This window comes from Piscinibacter sp. PDB1-1, from assembly GCF_056675995.1.
Window position 1 is genome coordinate 323831 of sequence record NZ_JBWVZJ010000003.1, and the last position, 20686, is coordinate 344516.

Consider the following 20686-nt stretch of genomic DNA (forward strand, 5'->3'; position numbering starts at 1 on the left):
CGCACTGCATGAGTCGGTGCAAGAGGGCACAAGGGCGCCCTCCTTCACGCTTCTTTACTCAGTGCTTGCCTGTGGAGCCAAAGCCGCTAGCACCCCGGTCTGAGGCTCCGAATTCGTCGACCAAGCGAAACTGCGCCTGAACCACCGGCACGATGACGAGCTGCGCGATGCGCTCCATCGGCTGCACAGTGAAGCTCGCCTGCCCGCGGTTCCAGCAGCTCACCATGAGCTGGCCTTGATAGTCGGAGTCAATCAGGCCGACGAGGTTCCCGAGCACGATGCCGTGCTTGTGGCCAAGACCCGAGCGCGGCAGGATCAACGCGGCCAGGCTGGGGTCGGCCACGTGGATGGCGAGGCCGGTCGGAATGAGCTGCGTCTGCCCGGGCTCCAGCACCAGTGGCGCATCGAGGCAGGCACGCAGGTCGAGGCCGGCGCTTCCGGGGGTTGCGTAGGCGGGTAGCTGTTCGGCCATGCGCGGGTCGAGCACTTTCAGATCGATCGGGGTCATGTGGTCGGGTTGGAAGTGAGACGTTGTGCGATCTCCGCCACCAGCGCACGCGCGAGCGTGAGCTTGTCGGCCTGTGCGATCTCGCGGTGGCCTTGGGCGTCGACGAGCACCAGAGAGTTGTCGTCGCGCCCGAAGGTGGCGGGCCCCAGGTTGCCCACGATGAGCGGGACATTCTTGCGGGCGAGCTTTTCGCGCGCGTGCTTGAGCAGGTCGTGGCTCTCGGCCGCGAAGCCCACGCAGTACGGCCTCTGGGGCAGCTTGGCCACGGCGGCCAGGATGTCGGGGTTCTCGCTCAGCTCGAAGGTGGGCGCCACCTTGTTGCCGTTCTTCTTGATCTTGTGCTCCGAGAGTGTGGCCGGCCGCCAGTCGGCCACGGCCGCAGTTGCCACGAAAACGGAGAACTGAGGCGCGCTCGGCACCACGGTGTCGTACATCTGCTGGGCGGTCTGCACGTCGATTCGCTTCACCCCGCGTGGCGTGGGCAGGTGCACAGGCCCCGTCACCAGCGTCACATCGGCACCGGCCTCCTGGGCGGCACGCGCTATGGCGAAGCCCATCTTGCCGCTGCTGTGGTTGGTGATGCCGCGCACCGGGTCGATGGGCTCGAAGGTCGGGCCCGCCGTCACGAGCATGCGCTGCCCTGCGAGCAGCTTGGGCGTGAGTGCCGCGACGAGGTCTTGCAGCACCTCGTCGGGTTCGAGCATGCGCCCATCGCCGATTTCGCCGCAGGCCTGGTCGCCGTTGCCGGGCCCGAGGATCAGCGTGCCGTCCTGGCGCAGCAGTGCGAGGTTGCGCTGCGTGGCCGGGTGCGCCCACATCTCGCGGTTCATCGCGGGCGCCACGAGCAGCGGGCAGCGCTCGGCCGGGCGCGCCAGGCACATCAGGCTCAACAGGTCATCGGCGCGGCCTTGCGCCAACTTGGCCAACAGGTCGGCGCTCGCAGGCGCGATCAACACGGCATCGGCCTCGCGGGTGAGGTTGATGTGCGCCATGGCGTTGGGTTCGCGCGCATCCCACTGGCTCGTGTAGACGCTTCGGTTGGACAGCGCCTGCATCGTCACCGCGGTGATGAACTGCTCGGCCGCCTCGCTCATCACCACCTGAACCGTGGCACCCGCCTTCACCAGCCCGCGCACCAGCTCGGCAGACTTGTAGCAGGCGATGCCGCCGCTGAGGCCGAGAACGATGTGTCGCCCTTGCAAATCGAGTCGTTCGGTCATGGGTTCAATGCCGTGGGTTAGAGCGCAGTCCAGCTGCGCGACAGATCGGAGAAGTTGACAAGCACGCGCACCGCCTTGCCGTACACCTGTTCCTGCGGCAAGAAGCCCCAGGTGCGCGAGTCATCAGAGTCGTCGCGGTTGTCGCCGAGCATGAGGTAGTGCCCCGCCGGCACGCGGCAAAGCCAGCGCCCCGGCGCCTCGGTCTCGCACTGAGCGGCCAGCGCGGGCTGGTCGCCATTGAGCGGCAAGCTGCCGCGCACGAAAGGGTTGAGCTTGATCGTGTGGCTACGCTGGCCGAAGCTCTCACGCACCAGCCACGAGCCGCTGTCCGCGGCGCTGGCCGCCACGGGGCTGCCGGCGGCAGCTTCGCTGTTCACACGCGCCACGCCTTCTTCGAAACGGACCACGTCACCGGGCAGCCCGATCAATCGCTTGACGTAGAAGCGCGACACGTTCAATGGGTGGCGGAACACCACCACATCGCCGCGCTGCGGCTCGCCCAGCGCAATGGCCGTGTTGGTGAAAGGCAGGCGTGGCCCGTAGGCCAGGTGGTTCACGAGCAGGTAGTCGCCCGCCCTCAGCGTGGGCTCCATCGAGCTGGTGGGCACCTTCGGCCAGTCGGCCAGTGCCACGCGGCAGGTGAACATCAGGCCGATCACGGCGAACAGGTTGGCCGCCACGCCGAGCCCGGCCTGCCGGCGGTCCGACTGCGGCTCGCTGCGGTGACGCCGCCGCAGCACCCACCAGCATGCGCCGCTGGCAAGCGTCAGCAGACACAGGATCTCGTTGATGGAAAAGCCGATTTGCATGGGTGGAGCCCGCGGGAGGCCAGGGCGCGATTATGGCGGCGGCCCTGTGCGCCGTCAGCGCGAGGTCGGGTGCGGGGGCCGCTGCACCAGTGCTCTGTCGAATTGCGGGCCGATCCACCCATTTTTCTCGCGGAGCTCGGCGGGCCATCGCTCGTAGGCTAACTTGCCCGATCGTGGGTGACAGAACGCCGAGCAACTTCGAGGTGAACAACAAGATGAGCGCGAAAAAGATCACACGCCGGGGGATTCCGTTCTCGCCCGAAGTGGCGCCGTTGGTGTCACGCATGCCCACGGTCGACGAGTACCGCGAATCGCTGCTGCGCCTGCAGGGCGTGTGGGACAGCCTGTCGATGCTGGGCCAGATGAGCGGTGCGCTCCCCGACATCGCCGCCACCCGCAGCGCCTTCCAGGCGCTCACCGAAACCCTGCTCGACAACCTGGGCCGCTGCCTGCTGTCGAACGTGGTGCAGGGCATGCGCAACCAGGGCCAGGTCGCGATCGACATCCTGGTGCGCAACCTCTTCGAGCGCACCGCCGACATCGGCTTCCTGTCCACCGACACGGCCGTACGGGAGTTCATGCAAGGCGACGCATCAGGCGACTCGTCCGGCGATGCCCAGCGCCGGCAGCTCGAAGCCCGCTTTGCCGACTACGTGGCCAAGTACAGCGTCTACGACGACATCGTGCTGCTCTCGCCAGACGGCCGCGTACGCGCTCGCCTGGACCGCCGCATCGACGCCACGCGCTGCGATGAACCCTGGCTCGCCGAGGCGCTCGCAGGCGCGCCCTACGTCGAGCACTACGGCCACTCGTCCACCATGGGCGGGCGCCCTGCCCTGCTCTACGCGGCAGCCATCCACCAGGGCGCGACCACCTTGGGCGTGATGTGCCTGTCCTTCCGGATCACCGACGAGATGCGCGGCATCTTCGAAGCACTGCTGCCGCCGGACGACCCGGCGGTGATCACGCTCGTCGATCACCACGGCGTCGTGCTCGCATCGTCAGACCGGTGGCAGGTGTCGCCGGGCGCACAGCTTGGAGCGAGCCAATCCCGCACGGGCCACGAGCATGTGCGCTTTGCCGGGCGCGAGTACCTGTCCGTGGCTGCCACGGCCAACCCGTACGAGGGCTACCACGGCCCGGGCTGGTCGGTGCGTGTGATGGTGCCGATCGACCAGGCGTTCGAGCTGCGCAACGAGGCGCACGACTCAGGCAGCGCCACGCAAGACGTGCTCGAGCGGGTCGACACCGAAGGCATTTTCAGTGAAGAGCTGCGCAGCATCCCGCCCGAGGCCTTGCGCATCCAGCGCGACCTCTCACGCGTGCTGTGGAACGGCAAGCTGCAACCTGCGGCCGACGGTTCGTCGTCCGCCTTTGCTGCGACCTTGCTGCGTGAAGTGGGGCTCACGGGCGAGCGCATCCGGCAGGTGTTCGATCAGGCCACACATCAATTGCACGAGTCCACCTTGTCGGCCGTGTTCGAACAAGCGCGGCACCATGCGCGGCTGGCGATCGACATCATGGACCGCAACCTCTACGAGCGCGCCAACGATTGCCGCTGGTGGGCGCTCGACGGCGTGCTGCGCCAGGTGCTCGCGCAGCCGCGTGCACAGCGCGACGCGCGTGCGGCCGCCGGCGTGCTGGCGCGCATCAACGGCCTGTACACCGTGTACGCGCTGCTGGTGCTCTTCGACATGCAGGGCGAGGTGGTGGCCGTCTCCGACCCTGCCGCGAGCGAATGGGTGGGCCGCACGCTCGATGCCCCCTGGGTGCGCGAAACGCTCAACCTGCGAGACGCGCAAAGCTTTGCGCGCTCGGCCCACGGCGCCACGCCGCTCTATGGCGATCGCGCGACCTACGTGTTCGCCGCCTCCGTGCGCAGCCCCGACCCGCAAGAGCGCGTGGTCGGCGGCATCGCCATCGTGTTCGACGGTGCGCCGCAGTTCGAAGCCATGCTGACGGACTCCTTGCCACAGGGCCACCAAGCGCAAGCCGCTGGGGCCGCGGCCGGCCTGCTCGTCACCCGCAGCGGGCAGGTGGTCTCGAGCAGCGACCCGCGCTGGTCAGCCGGCGATGCTGCCCCCGCACTCCCCGGCCTGCAAACCCTGGCGCGGGGAGAGGCCACCACCGCCGTCGTCGACATCGGCAACACGGCCTACGTGGCGGGGTATGCCATGGCCGGCGGCTACCGCGAGTACGGCAGCGTGCCAGAACAATCCGCGAACGATGTGGCCGGCGTCGTGCTGTTGCGCCTGGGCCAGCACATGGAAGCGCCCGCCCCCGCGCTGCCGGCCTTCGAACCCGCCAGGGCCGCCACGCGCGGGGCGGCCACGGGCGTCGTCTCGGTGGCGAGCTTCGCGTGCGCCGGTCAGTGGCTCGGCATCCCGGGCAGCGCCGCACTGCAGGCACTGCAACGCCCCCGTCTGGCCACCATCGCCAATGCACCCGCCCACGTGCTGGGCATGACCATGTTCGAGGGGCAGATGATCCCGGTGATCGACCTCGCGAGGCTGCGCAGCGGGCGCGCATCGGCCGACATCGATGCGCCGACGATCGTCGCGCAAGGCCCCAACGGCCAGCGATTCGCACTGCGCGTGGATGCGCTGGGCCCCGTCTTCGACGTGCCGGAGAGCGAGCTGCAAGTGGTTCAGCACGGCGCCAGCGACGGCGAACGCCTGCTGCGTGGCCAGGGTGCGAACCGGCAGATGCTGATCCTGCTGGACGTGGCCCGCCTGATCGCCGCCTCGGGGGCGCTCAGGCAGGCTGCCGTGGCGCTGGGTTAGGGCACCGGCGGGTCAGACCCGCTCGGCTACCCAGGCCTGAACCGACGCCAGGGCGGCGCTGAGGTTCGTGGCGTCAGTCCCGCCGGCCATGGCCATGTCGGGCTTGCCGCCGCCTTTGCCGCCCACTTGCTGGGCGACGAAGTTGACGAGCTCGCCCGCCTTCACCTTGGAGATGCTGTCGTGGGTCACGCCAGCGGCCAGCTGAACCTTGCCGCCGTCGACCGCTGCCAGCACGATGGCCGCCGTCTTCAGCTTGTCCTTCAGCTTGTCCATGGTCTCGCGCAGGCCCTTGGCGTCAGCGCCGTCGAGCACGGCCGCCAGCACCTTGAGGCCCTTCACGTCGATGGCCTGCGCGAGCAACTCATCGCCCTGCGACGAAGCCAGCTTGCCCTTCACGGCAGCGAGTTCCTTCTCAAGTGCGCGCACCTGCTCCAGTACCTGGCTCAGGCGGCCGGGCACCTCGGCCGGTGCAGCCTTCAGCGTGCTGGCCAGCTGATGCACCGTGGCTTCGAGCGACTGCAGATAGCTCAGCGCGTTGTCGCCGGTGACAGCCTCCACACGTCGCACGCCGGCCTGAATGCCCGACTCAGAGACGATCTTGAAGAGGCCGATGTCGCCCGTGCGCGCAACGTGCGTGCCGCCGCACAGCTCGCGGCTGCTGCCGATGTCAAGCACACGCACTTCGTCGCCGTACTTCTCGCCGAACAGCATCATGGCGCCCGTCTTCTGGGCCTCTTCGATCGGCAGCACGCGGGCCTGCGTGGCGGCGTTGGCGAGGATCTCGGCGTTGACGAGTGCTTCGACCTTGGCGATCTCGGCGTCCGTCATCGGCTGGTTGTGCGCAAAGTCGAAGCGCGTGCGATCGGCGTTGACCAGCGAGCCCTTCTGCTGCACGTGGCCGCCCAGCACTTCGCGCAGTGCCTTGTGCATCAGGTGGGTGGCCGAGTGGTTGCGCACGGTCTTGGCGCGGCGCTCGGTGTCGACACGGGCATTGAGCACGTCGCCCACCTTCACCTCACCCTCGACGACGCGACCGTGGTGGCCGAACACCGCCGCCTGCACCTTGATCGTGTCTTCGACCAGGAAGCGTGAGGTCGCGTTGCGCAGCTCGCCGGTGTCGCCCACCTGGCCGCCGCTCTCGGCGTAGAACGGCGTCTGATCGAGCACGAGCACGGCGTCGTCACCCGCCTTCGCGCTGGTGGCCGGCGATCCGTCGATGTAGATCGCCGTGACCTTGGCGCCTTCGTGCGTGAGGTGCTCGTAGCCGTGGAAGGCGGTGTCGGCGCCGGTGTACTCCAGGCCCTGCGCCATCTTGAACTTGCCGGCCGCACGGGCCTGCTCGCGCTGGCGGTTCATGGCGGCGTTGAAGCCGGCTTCGTCCACCGTCACACCGCGCTCGCGGCACACGTCGGCCGTGAGGTCGAGCGGAAAGCCGTAGGTGTCGTGCAGCTTGAAAGCGAGGTCGCCGTCGATGGTCTTGGCGCCACCGACCAGGGCCGCCTCGAGGATCTCCATGCCGTTGGCGATGGTGCGGAAGAATCCCTCTTCTTCCTGCTTCAACACCTCGGTCACTCGCTGCTGGCTCTTGCGCAACTCGGGGTACGCGTCGCCCATCTCGGCGGCAAGCGCATCGACCAGCGTGTAGAAGAACGGCTTGCGCGCGCCCAGCTTGTAGCCGTGGCGGATGGCGCGGCGGGCGATGCGGCGCAGCACGTAGCCGCGGCCGGCGTTGCTCGGGATCACGCCGTCGACCACCGTGAAGGTGCAGGCACGGATGTGGTCGGCGATCACCTTGAGCGAGGGCGATTCCTTGTCGCAGTCACCGCCACCCGCAAGGTCCACCGCCTTCTTTGCTGCGGCAAGCAGATTGACGAAGGTGTCGATCTCGTAGTTGCTGTGCACGTGCTGCAGCACGGCAGTGAGCCGCTCCAGGCCCATGCCGGTGTCCACGCTCGGCTTCGGGAGCTTGTGCATCACGCCCGCTTCGTCGCGATTGAACTGCATGAACACGTTGTTCCAGATCTCGATGTAGCGGTCGCCGTCTTCGTCGGGCGAGCCGGGCGGGCCGCCGGGGATCTCGGGGCCGTGGTCGTAGAAGATCTCGGTGCACGGGCCGCACGGGCCGGTGTCGCCCATCATCCAGAAGTTGTCGGAGGCGTAGCGCGCGCCCTTGTTGTCGCCGATGCGCACGATGCGCTCGGCCTGCACGCCGACCGTCTTGTTCCAGATCTCATAGGCCTCATCGTCTTCGGCATACACCGTGACCCAGAGCTTCTCTTTGGGCAACTTGTAGACCTCGGTCAGCAGCTCCCAGGCGTACTTGATCGCGTCGGTCTTGAAGTAGTCGCCGAACGAGAAGTTGCCCAGCATCTCGAAGAAGGTGTGGTGGCGCGCGGTGTAGCCCACGTTCTCGAGGTCGTTGTGCTTGCCGCCGGCGCGGATGCACTTCTGCGCAGTGGTGGCGCGGGTGTAGGGGCGCTTGTCGAAGCCAAGGAACACATCCTTGAACTGATTCATGCCCGCGTTGGTGAACAGCAGCGTCGGGTCGTCGCCAGGCACGACGGGGCTCGATGCCACGATCGTGTGGCCCTTGGCCTCGAAGAACTTCAAGAACTGCGAGCGGATTTCAGAAGCTTTCATGCGAGGCTAACTGCTTGATTTATCGAAGCTTTTGATTATAGGTGTCGACCCCAGTTCCAAGCCCGCACGCTCACATGCGTGAAACCCGCGACTTATGATCTTCGGCACACCCGGAGACACCGCCATGGACCCACGCGCCACGCCCCTTGCCACGCCCCTTGCATCACCCCTTGCCTCGCTCAACGACGCCAGCCTGCTCAAGACCAACGCCCTTATCAACGGCGAATGGGTGGGCGGCAGCGGCCGCTTCGACGTGATCGACCCGGCCACCAGCCAGAAGCTGTGCGACGTGGCCGACCTGGGTGTGATCGAGACCCGCGCCGCGCTGGAGGCCGCCCACAAGGCGTGGCCGGCATGGCGCAGCAAGACGGCCAAGGAGCGCGGTGCGATCCTGATGAAGTGGTTCCACCTCATGCAGCAGCACGCCGACGACCTGGCGCGCATCATGACTGCCGAGCAGGGCAAGCCGCTGGCCGAAGCCAAGGGCGAGGTGGCCTACGGCGCGAGCTTCATCGAGTGGTTTGCCGAGGAAGGCCGCCGCGTCTACGGCGAGACCATCCCGACCACCGACAACAACAAGCGCTATCTCGTCATCAAGCAGCCGATGGGCGTGTGCGCGGCCATCACGCCGTGGAACTTCCCGATTGCGATGATCACTCGCAAGGTGGGCCCGGCGCTGGCCGCAGGCTGCCCGGTGATCGTCAAGCCCGCGGGGCAGACGCCGCTGTCCGCCCTGGCGATTGCCGAGCTGGGCCAGCGGGCCGGCCTGCCGGCGGGCGTGCTGAACATCATCACGGCCGAGAAGTCGGCCGAGATCGGCAAGCTGCTGTGCGAGAGCGACGTGATCCGCCACCTGTCGTTCACCGGCTCCACCGAGGTCGGCCGCCTGCTGGCCGCCCAGTGTGCGCCGACCATCAAGAAGCTCTCGCTCGAACTCGGCGGCAACGCCCCCTTCATCGTGTTCGACGATGCCGACATCGACTCCGCCGTCGAGGGTGCGCTCGCCAGCAAGTACCGCAACGCGGGCCAGACCTGCGTGTGCGCCAACCGCCTCTACGCGCAAGACAGCATCTACGACGAGTTCGTGCAGAAGCTCGCCGCCAAGGCCAAGGCGATCCAGGTGGGCAACGGCTTCGAGGCCGGTGTGACGCAAGGGCCGATGATCGACGACAACGCCATCGCCAAGATCGAGCGCCACGTGGCCGACGCGGTGAGCAAGGGCGCCAAGGTGCTGACCGGCGGCAAGCGCGTCGGCGACCGCTTCTTCGAGCCGACCGTGCTCACCGACACCACCAGCGACATGCTGTGCGCCCGCGAAGAAACCTTTGGCCCGGTGGCGCCGGTGTTCCGCTTCAAGACCGAGGCCGAGGCCATCGAGATGGCCAACGCCACCGAGTTCGGCCTGGCCGCCTACTTCTACAGCCGCGATGTCGGCCGCATCTTCCGCGTGGGTGAAGGCCTGGAATCGGGCATGGTGGGCGTGAACACCGGGCTGATCTCGACGGCCGAGGTGCCGTTCGGCGGGGTCAAGCAGTCGGGCCTGGGCCGCGAAGGCTCGCGCCACGGCATCGAGGACTACCTGGAGATCAAGTACCTCTGCCTGGGCGACATCACCAAGTAGCGACGTGCCGGGCGCCGGGCCGTCCCAAGCCGGGCGACGCCCTTCGCGGGCAGGAGTGAGGCGACTTGCGGTCTCAGCTCACTCGTTCGCCGAGCCCTGCATGCCGTAGGCGCCGAGCAGCGCGTTCGATGACGCGTGGCGCAGCAGCTCGTCGGGTTGCTTGCCGTCCTGCGGGAACTGGGCAAGACCCACATGGGCCGAGATCGGCACCGTGGTACCGGCGATCATGAAGGGCTCGCGCAGCGCGTGCATCAGTTTCACGATCACGCGTTGCGCGTCGGTCGATGCCTCGGTCGAAGGCAGCAGCACGGCAAAGACGTCGGAGCCGAGCGAGGCCACCACATCACTCGAACGCACGCCGGCGCGCAGCCTGACCGCCACCTTGCGCCGCACCACATTGGCCGACTCATGGCCGTGCGCCGCCTCGGCGCCCTGCAAACCATCCACCCGGAACACCAGCACGCTCACCGGCTTGGGCTCGCGTTCACGCAGCGCCAGGATCTGGCTCATGTGCTCGATGAGTTGCTGGCGGTTGGGCAGGCCGGTGCCCAGATCGGTGGCAAATGAACGGCGTTCTTCAGACAGCAACAAGCGCCGCTGCGCTGCCAGGCGCACGCGCTGGGCGAGCGACTCGGCATCGGCCTTCAGCACCACGTCTTGAATGCCGGTGCCGAGCAGGCGCTGCTGGGTGGCAGCGTCCATCGAATCGGTGAGTACCAGCACGGCCGCTTCCGGGCACAAGGTAGACAACGCGCCCCATGGGATCGGCGCCGCCTGCGCACCGCCAGGCAACCCGAGGATCACCACGTCACAGGCCATGGGGGCATGGCCAGACGTCAGCGCGTCGAGACCGCTCACCCGGCTGCTCGTGAACGGGCCCCAGGCGGAGCGTTCGGGCAACTCGAGGGGGGACGATTCGGGTACATCGACCCAGACAACGCGCAACAGCCTGTCGCTCATGCATCCCCCTTGAACACGCTTGCTGCGCTTACAACAAGGGCCGCATGCGCGGCCCGGAACGTTGTTGGAGCGGGTGAGGGGAATCGAACCCCTGTATGAAGCTTGGGAAGCTGCCGTTCTACCATTGAACTACACCCGCGATGGTGTGCGGATTCTAGCGTGGCGCCTGTGCGGCGGCAGCCTCGGTCTTGCCGCTGGCGTCACTCGACGGTGAACGTGCCCGAGTTGTTGGTGGCGCTCAGCACGATGAAGACGCCGCCTCCCATGTACTGAAGGGTGACCGCATCGCCCTGCGAACCGCTGAGCGATCCGCCGGTGCCTATCGTCGTCTGGTTCGCCGCGGCCGACCAGATGAGCCCGTTGTACGTCGACGTGTAGGCACGCTGGCCATTTGCCGACAGTGCAACGCTCTTGGCGTTGGTGCTGCCCACCTGCGCCCACGTCACGCCCCAGTCGGTCGACTCGAACACGTGAGCGCCATTGCCCGCCGCCAGGCGTGCGCCGGATGCCGAGGATGCGATGCCCATCCAGGTTGTCGTCGGGCTGCCGGCCTGCAGCGTCCACGTGCTGCCGCTGTCCGAAGAGGTGTAGATCTGGCCGCCGCTGAGTGTCGCGGCAAGGTGGCTGCCGTCGCTCGACATGGCCAGAGACGACCACCACTGTGCGCTCGCCTGCGCGGACCAGTTCGTGCCGCCATTCGTCGACACCCAGATGTTGCCACCGGCGGTGGGTCACGGCGAGCGTGCTGCCGTCGCTCGAGACCGCGGCGCCGGTCGCGCCTTGCGGGAGCGTGGTCGACAAGCCCCAATTGAGACCCGCGTCTGGGCTCAGGTAGACGCCGCCCGAGGCATCCGCCGCGAGCACGACATCGCCGTTGCCCGATATCGCGGCCGCAGTCCATCCGCTCGACAACGCGTAATGGCTCCAGTTCGCGCCGCTGTCCGAAGAGGTCCAGACCTGGCCGTTGCGCACGGCATTCACGAGATGAGTGCCGTCGGAAGACATCGCGACGTAGGACTCACTGAAATCGTGGGTCGGGGACACGTCGGACCACGTGGCGCCGAAGTCCATCGAAATCCAGGTACGAGTACCGAAGCCATTCGTCGCGCCGTTGATGCCTGCGACGATCTTGCGCCCGTCCGACGAGGTGGAAAGGGACCACCAGTCCTGCTGGGATGCGGCGGTCGGGGCGAATGTGCCGACCACTGGCGAGCCACTCAGGCCTGTTGTGCGGATGGATTGGCCTGCGTTCTGCGCCAGCTTCCATCCACCGGCACCCACGCCGCTCACTGCAACCGTGTCACCCACCGACGGGTTCGCCGGCATCGAATCGGGCCTGGTCTGTGCGCGCCCCCTAAACCGAAACTGAACTCCTGTCTTCAGGGGAATCGGCAATCGCCCAAATTGCATGATCGTTCACTATTTCGGGTGCGGACCAGCATCGCCCTCCGATGACTGGTTCGTCCTTCCCACAGAGGCCTCCCGAGAGGCACACAACAGGAGACAACCCATGATCAGGCTTCACCATTCTTCCTCCCCCGTCCGGCGCCGATTGGCGCGGGCTGCGCTGGCCGCGGCCGCCTTGTCCGCGGCCGCCAGCGCGCAGGCCGACGTGCTGCTCGACCAGACCTTCAGCGCCGGCCTCGGAGCCTTCAGCTCCGGTGGCAGCGTCAGCACGGGCAGCTACGGTGCGCGCATGACCGCGGCCTTGCTGAGCACCGACGGCAATATCCGCTCGGCCGCCATCAACACGTCGGGCTTCACCAACATCACGCTGAACTTCGGGCGCAGCTCGACCGGCCTGGACAGTGGCGAGGCGGGCATCGTCGAGTTCTCGACCAACGGCAGCAGCTACACCGTGCTCGAGTCGAGCAACTCGGCCTCTGGCACGACGACATTCGCCCTGCCCAGCACGGCGGCAGGCCAAGGCACGCTCTACATCCGCTTTCGCGTCAACGCCAACAGCAGCGCCGAGTCGTACACCGTCACGCACGCGCGCGTGGAAGGCACGCGCACCGGCAATCCGCCGCCCACCGGTGCCGTGACCGACCCGGGCACCGGCCCGTGGACGCTCGTCTCCGCCTCGAACGTGGCCAACGAGTGCAAGCTCGATCCGAGCGCGCTGCAACAGGCCAACCGCACGCTGGGCCTGTCGTACGCAATCGTGCGCTACGGCAAGCTGTGCCATGAGTACTACCCGAGCGGTCGCGACTCCGCCAGCCAGGTCTACTCCACCACCAAGACCATGGGCGCCCTCACGGTCGGCGCCTTGATTCACCAGACGCGCAACATCGCCCCCACCAGCACCCGCAAACGCGGCCCGCTGGGCGAGTTCCAACGCGTCGATCATTGGCTCGACAGCTTCACCTTCCACCGCGACGCGACCACGGCGCACGTGCTCGGCATGGTGAGCGAGGCCTCGTCCAACCTCAACTACCCGAACCGCGAGTTCGTGTACGACACGGTCGGCAGCGATGCGATCAACCGCCTGAGCGACGTCATCAACACGGTGGTCGCACAAGACAGCAGCCGCCTGGGCAGCAACATCGGTGCATTCTGGACGCGCTACCTCGCGCAGCCACTTGGCTTCGAGAACTCCACTTGGGGCAACTCGTCGAGCAGCAAGAATTTCGCGACGAGCTGGCAGACCACCGTGCGCGACATGGCACGCCTGGGCCTTCTGATGAACAACGGCGGCGTCTGGGGAGGCCAGCGCCTGGTCGACCTGAACTACCTCTACAACCTGTCGCACACCTCGTTCGAGGACGCCAACACCCGCTACGGCTACCTGACCTGGCTCGACGAGGCCGACACCTGCGCCCCGAAGGCGCAGTACCGCAGCTACCCGCACGGCCCGGTCTCCGGCGCCCCCAGCTGCGGCCGACCCGGTGGCTGCCCGACGCAGCAGCATGACGTAGGCGTCTTCTTCGCTGCGGGCCTGGGCGGCCAGTACATCATCGTCCACCGCGGGCTCGACATGGTGATCGTGGTGAAGGGCTCCGGCGGCCAATCGGGTGAGGAGCCGGGCCGCTTCTGGCAGGCGATCCGCCCGGCCGTGGTGGCGCTGGACCCTACATACCGCGGCAACAACGCCGCGTTCTGCTCAGCCTACGCGGCCGGCAACTACGCGCCCGACCTGAAGTTGTGGGAGGGTGGCCGCTGAACGCCTGAACTCGCACGTGAACGCAGGGGCCCTTCGGGGCCCCTTCTCGTTGGGTCTGATCGCACACCGTGCGGCCGCGGCACAATACCGGCCCGCCTCATGCGGCCCCCGCCATGACCGACGAGCAAGCCCCCGCTTCCACCGCCCCCGACCCCGCTGCCCCGAAGCACCATCGCAGCATCCGCAGCTTCGTGGTGCGCGCCGGGCGCATGGGCACGGGCCAGGTGCGCGCGATCGAAACACTGGGGCCTCGCTTCGTGCTGCCCTATGCCGCGCAAACGCTCGACGCCGCCACGGCATTCGGCCGCGCCGCACCCCTCGTGCTGGAGATCGGTTTCGGCATGGGCGACGCCACGGCGCAGATCGCGCAGACGCTGCCGCACATCAACTTCCTCGGCGTCGAAGTGCATACGCCGGGCGTGGGCGCCCTGCTCAAGCACATCGGTGAGAAAGACATCGGCAACATCCGCATCGTGCAGCACGACGCGGTGGAAGTGCTCGAGCACATGATCGCGCCCGACTCGCTGGCCGGCGTGCACATCTTCTTCCCTGACCCCTGGCACAAGAAGAAGCACAACAAGCGACGACTGATCCAGGCCCCTTTCGTGGCCAGTCTGATCACGCGCATCCAACCCGGCGGCTACCTGCATTGCGCCACCGATTGGCAGCCCTACGCCGAGCAGATGCTGGAGGTGCTCTCAGCCGAGCCGGGCCTGCGCAACACCGCCGAAGGCTACGCGCCGAAGCCCGACTACCGCCCGCTCACCAAGTTCGAGAACCGTGGCCTCAAACTCGGCCACGGGGTGTGGGATCTGGTGTTCACCAAGCGCTGATCTCAACCCCTCGGGGGCTCACCGCGGTACGCCGCGGCGGGTGGTCGCCATCAAGCCGACCACGTGACCAGCCCGCTGTACGCGGTGCCTAGAACGATCAGGCCAAAGGCGATGCGGTACCAGGCGAACATGGTGAAGTCGTGCGTCGACACGTAGCGGATCAGCCAGCGGATGCACAGCAAGGCACTGGCGAACGCGAACACCGTGCCGATCAGGAACACCGGCAAGTCCTGCCACTGAAGCAGGTCGCGCGACTTCCACACCGAGTAGGCACCCGCGGCCGTGAGCGTGGGGATACCAAGGAAAAAGCTGAACTCGGTCGCGGCCTTGCGCGAGAAGCCGAGCATCAGCGAGCCGATGATGGTGGCGCCCGAACGGCTGGTGCCCGGGATCAGCGCCAGGCACTGCAGCAGGCCGACCTTCAGCGCATCGAGCGGCGTCATGTCGTCGACCGTTTCGACGCGCGCACGCCGACCGCCTTCGAGGTCACGGTCCCCGTACAGGCGGCGATGCCTGCGCTCCACCCACAGGATGATCAGCCCGCCCACGATGAACGCCACGGCCACCGGCACCGGGTGAAACAGATGCGCCTTGATCGCCTTGTTGAACAGGAGCCCGGCAATCGCTGCTGGAATGAAAGCCACGACCACATTGATCGCGAATCGCTTGGAGACCGGGTTGGTGGTGAGGCCCGAGAAGGTGTCTTTCAGGCGTTGGCGGTACTCCCACACCACCGCGATCATGGCGCCCGTCTGGATGGCGATTTCGAACACCTTGACGGTGTCGCCGGTGAAATCGAGCAGGGAGCCGGCGAGGATCAGATGGCCGGTGCTGGAGATGGGAAGAAACTCGGTCAACCCTTCGACGATGCCCATGAGGGCGGCTTTGACCCACAGCACGATGTCCAAATCTGCTCCCTGACTTCAAAAACGACGGGCGATGATAAGTGGCCCCCCCTCGGGCCACGCGCCAATGGCAACTCTTTGGCAATTCCCGGGCCCGCCCCGCCGGGCGGGTTGCCCGACTGAGTCGCAGCGGCTACATTACTGACCTTCCGGTCAGTATCTCTGCGCCCCTCGATGACCAAGCCCTCCCCGACCACGCCGACACGGCAACGACGCAAGGAAGCTCGCCCGCAAGAACTGCTGGACGCGGCTCTCGAGCTGTTCGTCGAGAAAGGCTTCGCTGCCACGCGCTCCGAAGAAGTCGCCACGCGCGCCGGCGTGTCCAAGGGCACGCTCTATCTGTACTACCCGAGCAAGGAAGAACTCCTCAAGGCCGTCATCCGCGAAAACATGGCGCAACTGATTGCAGAAAGCGCCGACGTGGTCGATGCCTTCGAGGGCTCGTCCGTCGAGCTCCTGGGGCTGCTGCTTCGCGCCTGGTGGGAGCGTGTAGGCAACACGCCGGCCGGCGGCATCCACAAGATCATGATGGCGGAGGTGCGCAACTTCCCGGAGATCGGTCAGTTCTACACCGACGAGGTCATCCAGCCAGCCACCGACGTTCTCATGCGCACCTTGAAGCGCGGCATGGAGCGCGGTGAGTTCCGCCCGGTGCCGCTCGAAGACATCACGCAGGTGATCTTTGCGCCGCTGCTCTTCATGGCGCTGCACAAGCACTCGTTCGGGGCCTGCCCGACCATCGGTCTCGAAGTCGACCCCAACCGCCTGATGGCCACGCACATCGACGTCGTCCTCCACGGGCTGCTCAACCCTGCCCCCACTCCCACCGCTCCATCGACCCGAAAAGGAAAGCAGCTTTCATGACGACGAAACGCTGGTTCAAGTGGGGCATTGCCGCCCTGGTTCTGCTCTGCCTCACCGCCGTGGTCGCCAAGCGCCTGCAGGCACGCAAGTTGGAGCAGACAACCGCCGCCACCCACAAGGCCCCCGACGGCTACGACCTGACCGCAAGCGATGTGGTCGTCGCGCAGCCGAAGGAACTGGTGCGCACACTGGCCGTGTCCGGTGGCCTGCGCGCGGTGAACAGCGCCTTCGTCAAGGCCAAGGTCGCCGCCGAGGTGAAATCGCTCACGGTGCGCGAAGGCGACACCGTGCAGGCGGGCCAGGTCATCGGGCAACTCGACACGTCCGAGCTCGAGCTACGCCTTCGCCAGGCCGAGCAGACGGCGGGCACCTCGAAGGCGCAACTCGACATTGCCAACCGCACGCTGGAGAACAACCGCGCGCTCGTCGCTCAAGGGTTCATCTCGGCCACCGGGCTGGAGACGTCAATCTCCAATGCCTCTGCTGCCCAGTCGACATACGGCGCAGCGAGTGCCGCCGCCGACCTTGCCCGCAAGTCGCTGGCCGACGCACGGCTTGTCGCCCCGATCTCGGGCATGGTCTCGCAACGGCTGGTGCAGGTGGGCGAACGCGTGTCAGTGGACACCAAGCTGGTCGAGGTCGTCGACCTGTCGCGCATCGAACTCGAAGCCGCCATGGCGCCCGAAGATGTGCTCGACGTGAAGGTCGGCCAGACCGCTCGCCTGCAGGTCGATGGCTTCAGCGACACGGCCGTGGCCACGGTGGCGCGCATCAACCCGAGCGCTCAGGCCGGTACCCGTGCCGTCATGGTCTACCTCGCGCTCGCGCCGCGCGCCGGCCTGCGCCAGGGCCTGTTCGCTCGCGGCAACATCGAAGTGCAGAGCCGCACCGCGCTGGTGGCGCCGGTGGCTGCCGTGCGTGTCGATCAGGCGCGGCCCTATGTGCTCACCGTTGTCGATGGCAAAGTGGTGCCGAAGGTCGTTGCGCTGGGCGCCCGTGGCGAAGCGAGCTTCGACGCCGGCCGAGAGAGCGTGGTCGAGATCACCGAAGGCGTAGCCCCAGGCACCACGCTCCTGCGCGGTGTGGTCGGCCAGTTGCGCGAAGGCACGACGGTCAAGCTGGCGAGCGGCGCGGCCTCCGCCGCACGCTGAGACGAGGCACCCGCAGACCATGTGGTTCACCCGCGTCTCCATCAACAACCCCGTCATGGCCACGATGGTCATGCTCGCCTTCGTGGTGCTGGGCCTGTTCAGCTACCAGCGGCTCTCCGTCGACCAGTTCCCCGACATCGACTTCCCCACCGTCGTGGTGGTGATGGACTACCCCGGCGCATCGCCCGAGATCGTCGAGAGCGAGGTCACCAAGAAGGTCGAGGAAGCCGTCAACACGGTGGCGGGCATCAACTCGCTGTACTCGCGCTCGTATGAGGGAACCTCGGTCGTCATCATCGAGTTCAACCTCGACGTGGACGGGCGCAAGGCCGCGGATGACGTGCGCGAGAAGGTCTCCCTCGTGCGCCCCCTGTTGCGCGAGGAGGTCAAGGAGCCGCGCATCTCGCGCTTCGACCCGCAGAGCGTGCCGATCTTCAACGTGGCCGTCCTGTCAACCGATGGCAAGAAGAGCGCGCAGGAGCTGACCACCTGGGCCACCCAGGTGCTGCAAAAGCGCTTGGAGAACGTGCGTGGCGTGGGCTCGGTGTCGCCCGTGGGGGGCGTGGCGCGCGAGATCAATCTCTATGTGCGCCCCGCCGCCCTCGAAGCGCTGGGCATCAGCGTCGATCAGATCGTGGCCGCCGTGCGCAGCGAGAACCAGGAGCTGCCCATGGGCGCGATCCGCTCGCTGGAGCAGGAGCGCGTGGTTCAGATCAACGCGCGGCTCAAGCGGCCGGAGGACTTCCGCGACATCGTCGTTGCGCGCAAGAACGGCAACGCCGTCAAATTGTGGCAGGTGGCTGATGTGTCAGACGGCCCGCAGGAAGTGGAGAGCCTCGCGCTCTACAACGGCCAGCGCACCGTGCTGCTGTCGGTGCAGAAGAGCCAGGGCGAGAACACCATCGGCGTGGTCGACGGGCTGAACCGCGCGCTGGCCGAAGCCGCGCCTCTCACGCCGCCCGGCGTGAAGATCGAGGTGATCCGCGACAACTCGCGTGCGATCCGGGTGTCGGTCGCCAACGTGCAGCGCACGCTGCTCGAAGGCGCAGCACTCACGGTGCTGATCGTGTTCCTGTTCCTGAACTCGTGGCGCTCTACCGTGATCACGGGCCTGACGCTGCCGATCGCGCTGATCGGCACCTTCCTGTTCATGTACGTGTTCGGCTTCACCATCAACACCATCACGCTGATGGCGCTGAGCCTGTGCGTGGGCCTGCTGATCGACGACGCGATCGTGGTGCGCGAGAACATCGTGCGCCACGTGCAGATGGGTGCGAGCGCGCGCGAGGCTTCGCTCGCCGGCACCAACGAGATCGGCCTGGCGGTGCTGGCCACCACCTTGTCGATCGTTGCGGTGTTCCTGCCCATCGGCTTCATGGGTGGCATCGTGGGCAAGTTCTTCCACGAGTTCGGGCTGACGATCGTGGCAGCCGTGCTCATTTCGATGTTCGTGAGCTTCACGCTCGACCCGATGATGAGCAGCATCTGGCACGACCCGCAAGCCCATGGCCACGTACACCAGGGCGCACCGGTCACGCTGTACGACAAGACCATCGGCCGCGTGACGCGCAAGTTCGACCAGCTCACCGAGTGGTTGTCGGACACCTACCAGTCCATCCTGCGCTGGTCGCTCAAGCACAAGAAGGCGACCCTGGCGATCGCCGCGGCGAGCTTCTTCGGCAGCCTGCTGCTGGTGCCGGTGATGGGCACGGAGTTCGTCCCCAAAGCTGACTTCTCGGAAACGCAGGTCAACTTCTACACACCCGTGGGCTCGTCGCTCGAAGTGACGGAGTCGCGCGCACGGCAGATCGATGCTGTGCTGCGCAAGATGCCCGAGGTGAAGTACACCGTCACCACCATCAACAGCGGGCAGGCCGCCGGCAAGATCTACGGCGCGACCTATGTGCGCCTGGTCGACCGCAAGGACCGCCAGCGCAACTTGGACCAGATGACGATCCCGCTGCGTGACGAGCTGTCGCGCATCCCAGGCGTCACGGTCACGAACATCGGCCAGACCGACCTCGGCGGCGGCAAGAGCCTGCAGTTCTCGATCCAGGGCAGCGACCTGGCCGAACTGGAGCACCTGTCGACCGAGGTGATGGCCAAGCTGCGCACCATCCCGGGCCTGGTGGATCTGGACAGTACGCTCAAGCCGAACAAGCCCACGGTGGCCATCGACGTGAAGCGTGATGCGGCCGCCGACGTCGGCCTGAACGTCAACGCACTGGCCACCAGCCTGCGCACGCTCGTCGCCGGCACCTTGGTCGGCAACTGGCGCGCGCCCGACGGCGAAAACTACGACGTGAACGTGCAGCTCATGCCCGACTCCCGCGTGTCCATTGCCGACCTGCAGCGCCTGCCGATCAATGTGGCCCCGGCGGCAGACGGCTCACCGCGCTCGGTGCGGCTGTCGCAGGTGGCCGACATCAGTGCCTCGACCGGCCCCAACCAGATCAACCGACGCGACCTCAGCCGCGAGATCAACATCGACGCCAATGCCTTCGGTCGCAGCGCGGGCGCCGTCTCGGCCGACATCCGCAAGGTGCTCGACGGTGTCTCGTGGCCGCCCGGCTACCGCTACAGCTTTGGCGGCTCGACCAAAAACATGAACGAGTCGTTCCAGTACGCGCTCGGGGCGCTGGCTCTCGCCATCGTGTTCATCTACATGATCCTGGCGAGCCAGTTCAAGAGCTTCCTGCAGCCCCTGGCGCTGATGAGTTCGCTGCCTCTCACGCTGAGCGGCGTGGTGCTGATCCTGCTGGCTTTCGGCTCCACGCTGAACATGTTCAGCATCATCGGCATCGTGATGCTGATGGGGCTGGTGACGAAGAACGCGATCCTGTTGGTCGACTTCGCCATCCGCAGCCGCGAAGGAGAGAACGGGGCCGAACCCATGGACCGCGAACACGCCCTGCTCCACGCCGCCCAGGTGCGGCTGCGCCCGATCCTGATGACCACGCTGGCCATGATCTTCGGCATGGTGCCGCTGGCTTTCGCGCTGACCGAAGGCTCGGAGCAGCGCGCGCCCATGGGCCAGGCCGTGATCGGCGGTGTCATCACCTCGTCACTGCTGACACTGGTCGTGGTGCCGGTCATCTACTGCTATCTCGACGACCTGTCGGTGTGGCTCAAGCGCAAGCTGGGCGGCAAGCCCCATGCGCCTGCTGACATGGCCGTCGAGCCCACGGGCGGCAAATAAAATGCGCCGCCTTCCATTCAACGCCCCCGC

At 66.9% G+C, this 20686-nt stretch carries 14 protein-coding genes and 1 tRNA gene; 7 read left to right on the top strand and 8 right to left on the bottom strand.

Going from position 1 to position 20686, the window contains the following annotated elements; genetic code table 11:
- Positions 1–58: 58 nt before the first annotated feature.
- The 3 genes from dut to lepB are packed head-to-tail and all read right to left on the bottom strand — an operon-like array spanning position 59 to position 2537.
- Positions 59–508, bottom strand: a complete 450-nt coding sequence (gene dut, locus AC1KAR_RS17410; protein WP_480319976.1) for a dUTP diphosphatase — start codon at positions 506–508, stop codon at positions 59–61.
- On the bottom strand, positions 505–1728 hold the full coding sequence (gene coaBC, locus AC1KAR_RS17415; protein WP_480319978.1) for a bifunctional phosphopantothenoylcysteine decarboxylase/phosphopantothenate--cysteine ligase CoaBC: 1224 nt from the start codon (positions 1726–1728) through the stop codon (positions 505–507). The genes dut and coaBC overlap by 4 nt, the downstream gene beginning before the upstream one ends.
- A 17-nt stretch (positions 1729–1745) precedes the next feature.
- Complete coding sequence (lepB, locus tag AC1KAR_RS17420) at positions 1746–2537, bottom strand: signal peptidase I (RefSeq protein WP_480319980.1); 792 nt, start codon at positions 2535–2537, stop codon at positions 1746–1748.
- 215 nt (positions 2538–2752) lie between these two features.
- Here lepB and AC1KAR_RS17425 point away from each other — a divergent pair, with 215 nt between their 5' ends.
- On the top strand, positions 2753–5320 hold the full coding sequence (locus AC1KAR_RS17425) for a chemotaxis protein CheW (RefSeq protein WP_480319982.1): 2568 nt from the start codon (positions 2753–2755) through the stop codon (positions 5318–5320).
- A 12-nt stretch (positions 5321–5332) separates the two neighbouring features.
- On the opposite strand, the gene alaS is transcribed toward AC1KAR_RS17425, so the two are convergent.
- Positions 5333–7960: an alanine--tRNA ligase gene (gene alaS / locus AC1KAR_RS17430; RefSeq protein ID WP_480319984.1), complete on the bottom strand. Its 2628-nt coding sequence runs from the start codon at positions 7958–7960 to the stop codon at positions 5333–5335.
- Between the two features lie 124 nt (positions 7961–8084).
- Between alaS and AC1KAR_RS17435 the strand changes: the two genes are divergently transcribed.
- Entirely contained in the window at positions 8085–9581 is a 1497-nt protein-coding gene (locus tag AC1KAR_RS17435) for an NAD-dependent succinate-semialdehyde dehydrogenase (protein WP_480319985.1), read from the top strand.
- A gap of 78 nt (positions 9582–9659) precedes the next feature.
- Here the strand turns inward: AC1KAR_RS17435 and AC1KAR_RS17440 are convergent, their stop codons facing one another.
- The 3 genes from AC1KAR_RS17440 to AC1KAR_RS17450 form a co-directional block, all read right to left on the bottom strand.
- Positions 9660–10541 carry a GGDEF domain-containing protein gene (locus tag AC1KAR_RS17440; protein ID WP_480319987.1) on the bottom strand — a complete coding sequence of 294 codons (882 nt, stop codon included), beginning with the start codon at positions 10539–10541 and terminating at the stop codon, positions 9660–9662.
- 65 nt (positions 10542–10606) lie between these two features.
- Positions 10607–10680: transfer RNA gene (locus tag AC1KAR_RS17445), tRNA-Gly, on the bottom strand.
- A 61-nt stretch (positions 10681–10741) separates the two neighbouring features.
- Positions 10742–11248: a WD40/YVTN/BNR-like repeat-containing protein gene (locus AC1KAR_RS17450; protein ID WP_480319989.1), complete on the bottom strand. Its 507-nt coding sequence runs from the start codon at positions 11246–11248 to the stop codon at positions 10742–10744.
- A gap of 803 nt (positions 11249–12051) precedes the next feature.
- On the opposite strand from AC1KAR_RS17450, the gene AC1KAR_RS17455 reads away from it, so the two are divergent.
- On the top strand, positions 12052–13704 hold the full coding sequence (locus AC1KAR_RS17455; RefSeq protein ID WP_480319991.1) for a serine hydrolase domain-containing protein: 1653 nt from the start codon (positions 12052–12054) through the stop codon (positions 13702–13704).
- 113 nt (positions 13705–13817) lie between these two features.
- Positions 13818–14537, top strand: a complete 720-nt coding sequence (gene trmB, locus AC1KAR_RS17460) for a tRNA (guanosine(46)-N7)-methyltransferase TrmB (protein WP_480319993.1) — start codon at positions 13818–13820, stop codon at positions 14535–14537.
- A 50-nt stretch (positions 14538–14587) separates the two neighbouring features.
- Here trmB and AC1KAR_RS17465 read toward each other — a convergent pair whose 3' ends face one another.
- The gene (locus AC1KAR_RS17465; RefSeq protein WP_480319994.1) at positions 14588–15445 is read right to left on the bottom strand and encodes an undecaprenyl-diphosphate phosphatase; all 858 of its coding nucleotides are present in this window, start codon (positions 15443–15445) and stop codon (positions 14588–14590) included.
- Positions 15446–15616: 171 nt separating this feature from the next.
- Here AC1KAR_RS17465 and AC1KAR_RS17470 point away from each other — a divergent pair, with 171 nt between their 5' ends.
- The 3 genes from AC1KAR_RS17470 to AC1KAR_RS17480 are packed head-to-tail and all read left to right on the top strand — an operon-like array spanning position 15617 to position 20656.
- Positions 15617–16306, top strand: a complete 690-nt coding sequence (locus tag AC1KAR_RS17470; RefSeq protein WP_480319996.1) for a TetR/AcrR family transcriptional regulator — start codon at positions 15617–15619, stop codon at positions 16304–16306.
- On the top strand, positions 16303–17457 hold the full coding sequence (locus AC1KAR_RS17475) for an efflux RND transporter periplasmic adaptor subunit (RefSeq protein ID WP_480319998.1): 1155 nt from the start codon (positions 16303–16305) through the stop codon (positions 17455–17457). The genes AC1KAR_RS17470 and AC1KAR_RS17475 overlap by 4 nt, the downstream gene beginning before the upstream one ends.
- Positions 17458–17476: 19 nt before the next feature.
- Positions 17477–20656, top strand: coding sequence for an efflux RND transporter permease subunit (locus tag AC1KAR_RS17480; protein ID WP_480320000.1), 3180 nt, complete (start codon positions 17477–17479; stop codon positions 20654–20656).
- Positions 20657–20686: the final 30 nt, after the last annotated feature.

Bases quoted from the DNA above. Each gene is read 5' to 3' on its own strand.
- dut (WP_480319976.1), bottom strand. From the start codon at position 508: ATGACCCCGATCGATCTGAAAGTGCTCGACCCGCGCATGGCCGAACAG.
- coaBC (WP_480319978.1), bottom strand. From the start codon at position 1,728: ATGACCGAACGACTCGATTTGCAAGGGCGACACATCGTTCTCGGCCTC.
- lepB (WP_480319980.1), bottom strand. From the start codon at position 2,537: ATGCAAATCGGCTTTTCCATCAACGAGATCCTGTGTCTGCTGACGCTT.
- AC1KAR_RS17425 (WP_480319982.1), top strand. From the start codon at position 2,753: ATGAGCGCGAAAAAGATCACACGCCGGGGGATTCCGTTCTCGCCCGAA.
- alaS (WP_480319984.1), bottom strand. From the start codon at position 7,960: ATGAAAGCTTCTGAAATCCGCTCGCAGTTCTTGAAGTTCTTCGAGGCC.
- AC1KAR_RS17435 (WP_480319985.1), top strand. From the start codon at position 8,085: ATGGACCCACGCGCCACGCCCCTTGCCACGCCCCTTGCATCACCCCTT.
- AC1KAR_RS17440 (WP_480319987.1), bottom strand. From the start codon at position 10,541: ATGAGCGACAGGCTGTTGCGCGTTGTCTGGGTCGATGTACCCGAATCG.
- AC1KAR_RS17455 (WP_480319991.1), top strand. From the start codon at position 12,052: ATGATCAGGCTTCACCATTCTTCCTCCCCCGTCCGGCGCCGATTGGCG.
- trmB (WP_480319993.1), top strand. From the start codon at position 13,818: ATGACCGACGAGCAAGCCCCCGCTTCCACCGCCCCCGACCCCGCTGCC.
- AC1KAR_RS17470 (WP_480319996.1), top strand. From the start codon at position 15,617: ATGACCAAGCCCTCCCCGACCACGCCGACACGGCAACGACGCAAGGAA.
- AC1KAR_RS17475 (WP_480319998.1), top strand. From the start codon at position 16,303: ATGACGACGAAACGCTGGTTCAAGTGGGGCATTGCCGCCCTGGTTCTG.
- AC1KAR_RS17480 (WP_480320000.1), top strand. From the start codon at position 17,477: ATGTGGTTCACCCGCGTCTCCATCAACAACCCCGTCATGGCCACGATG.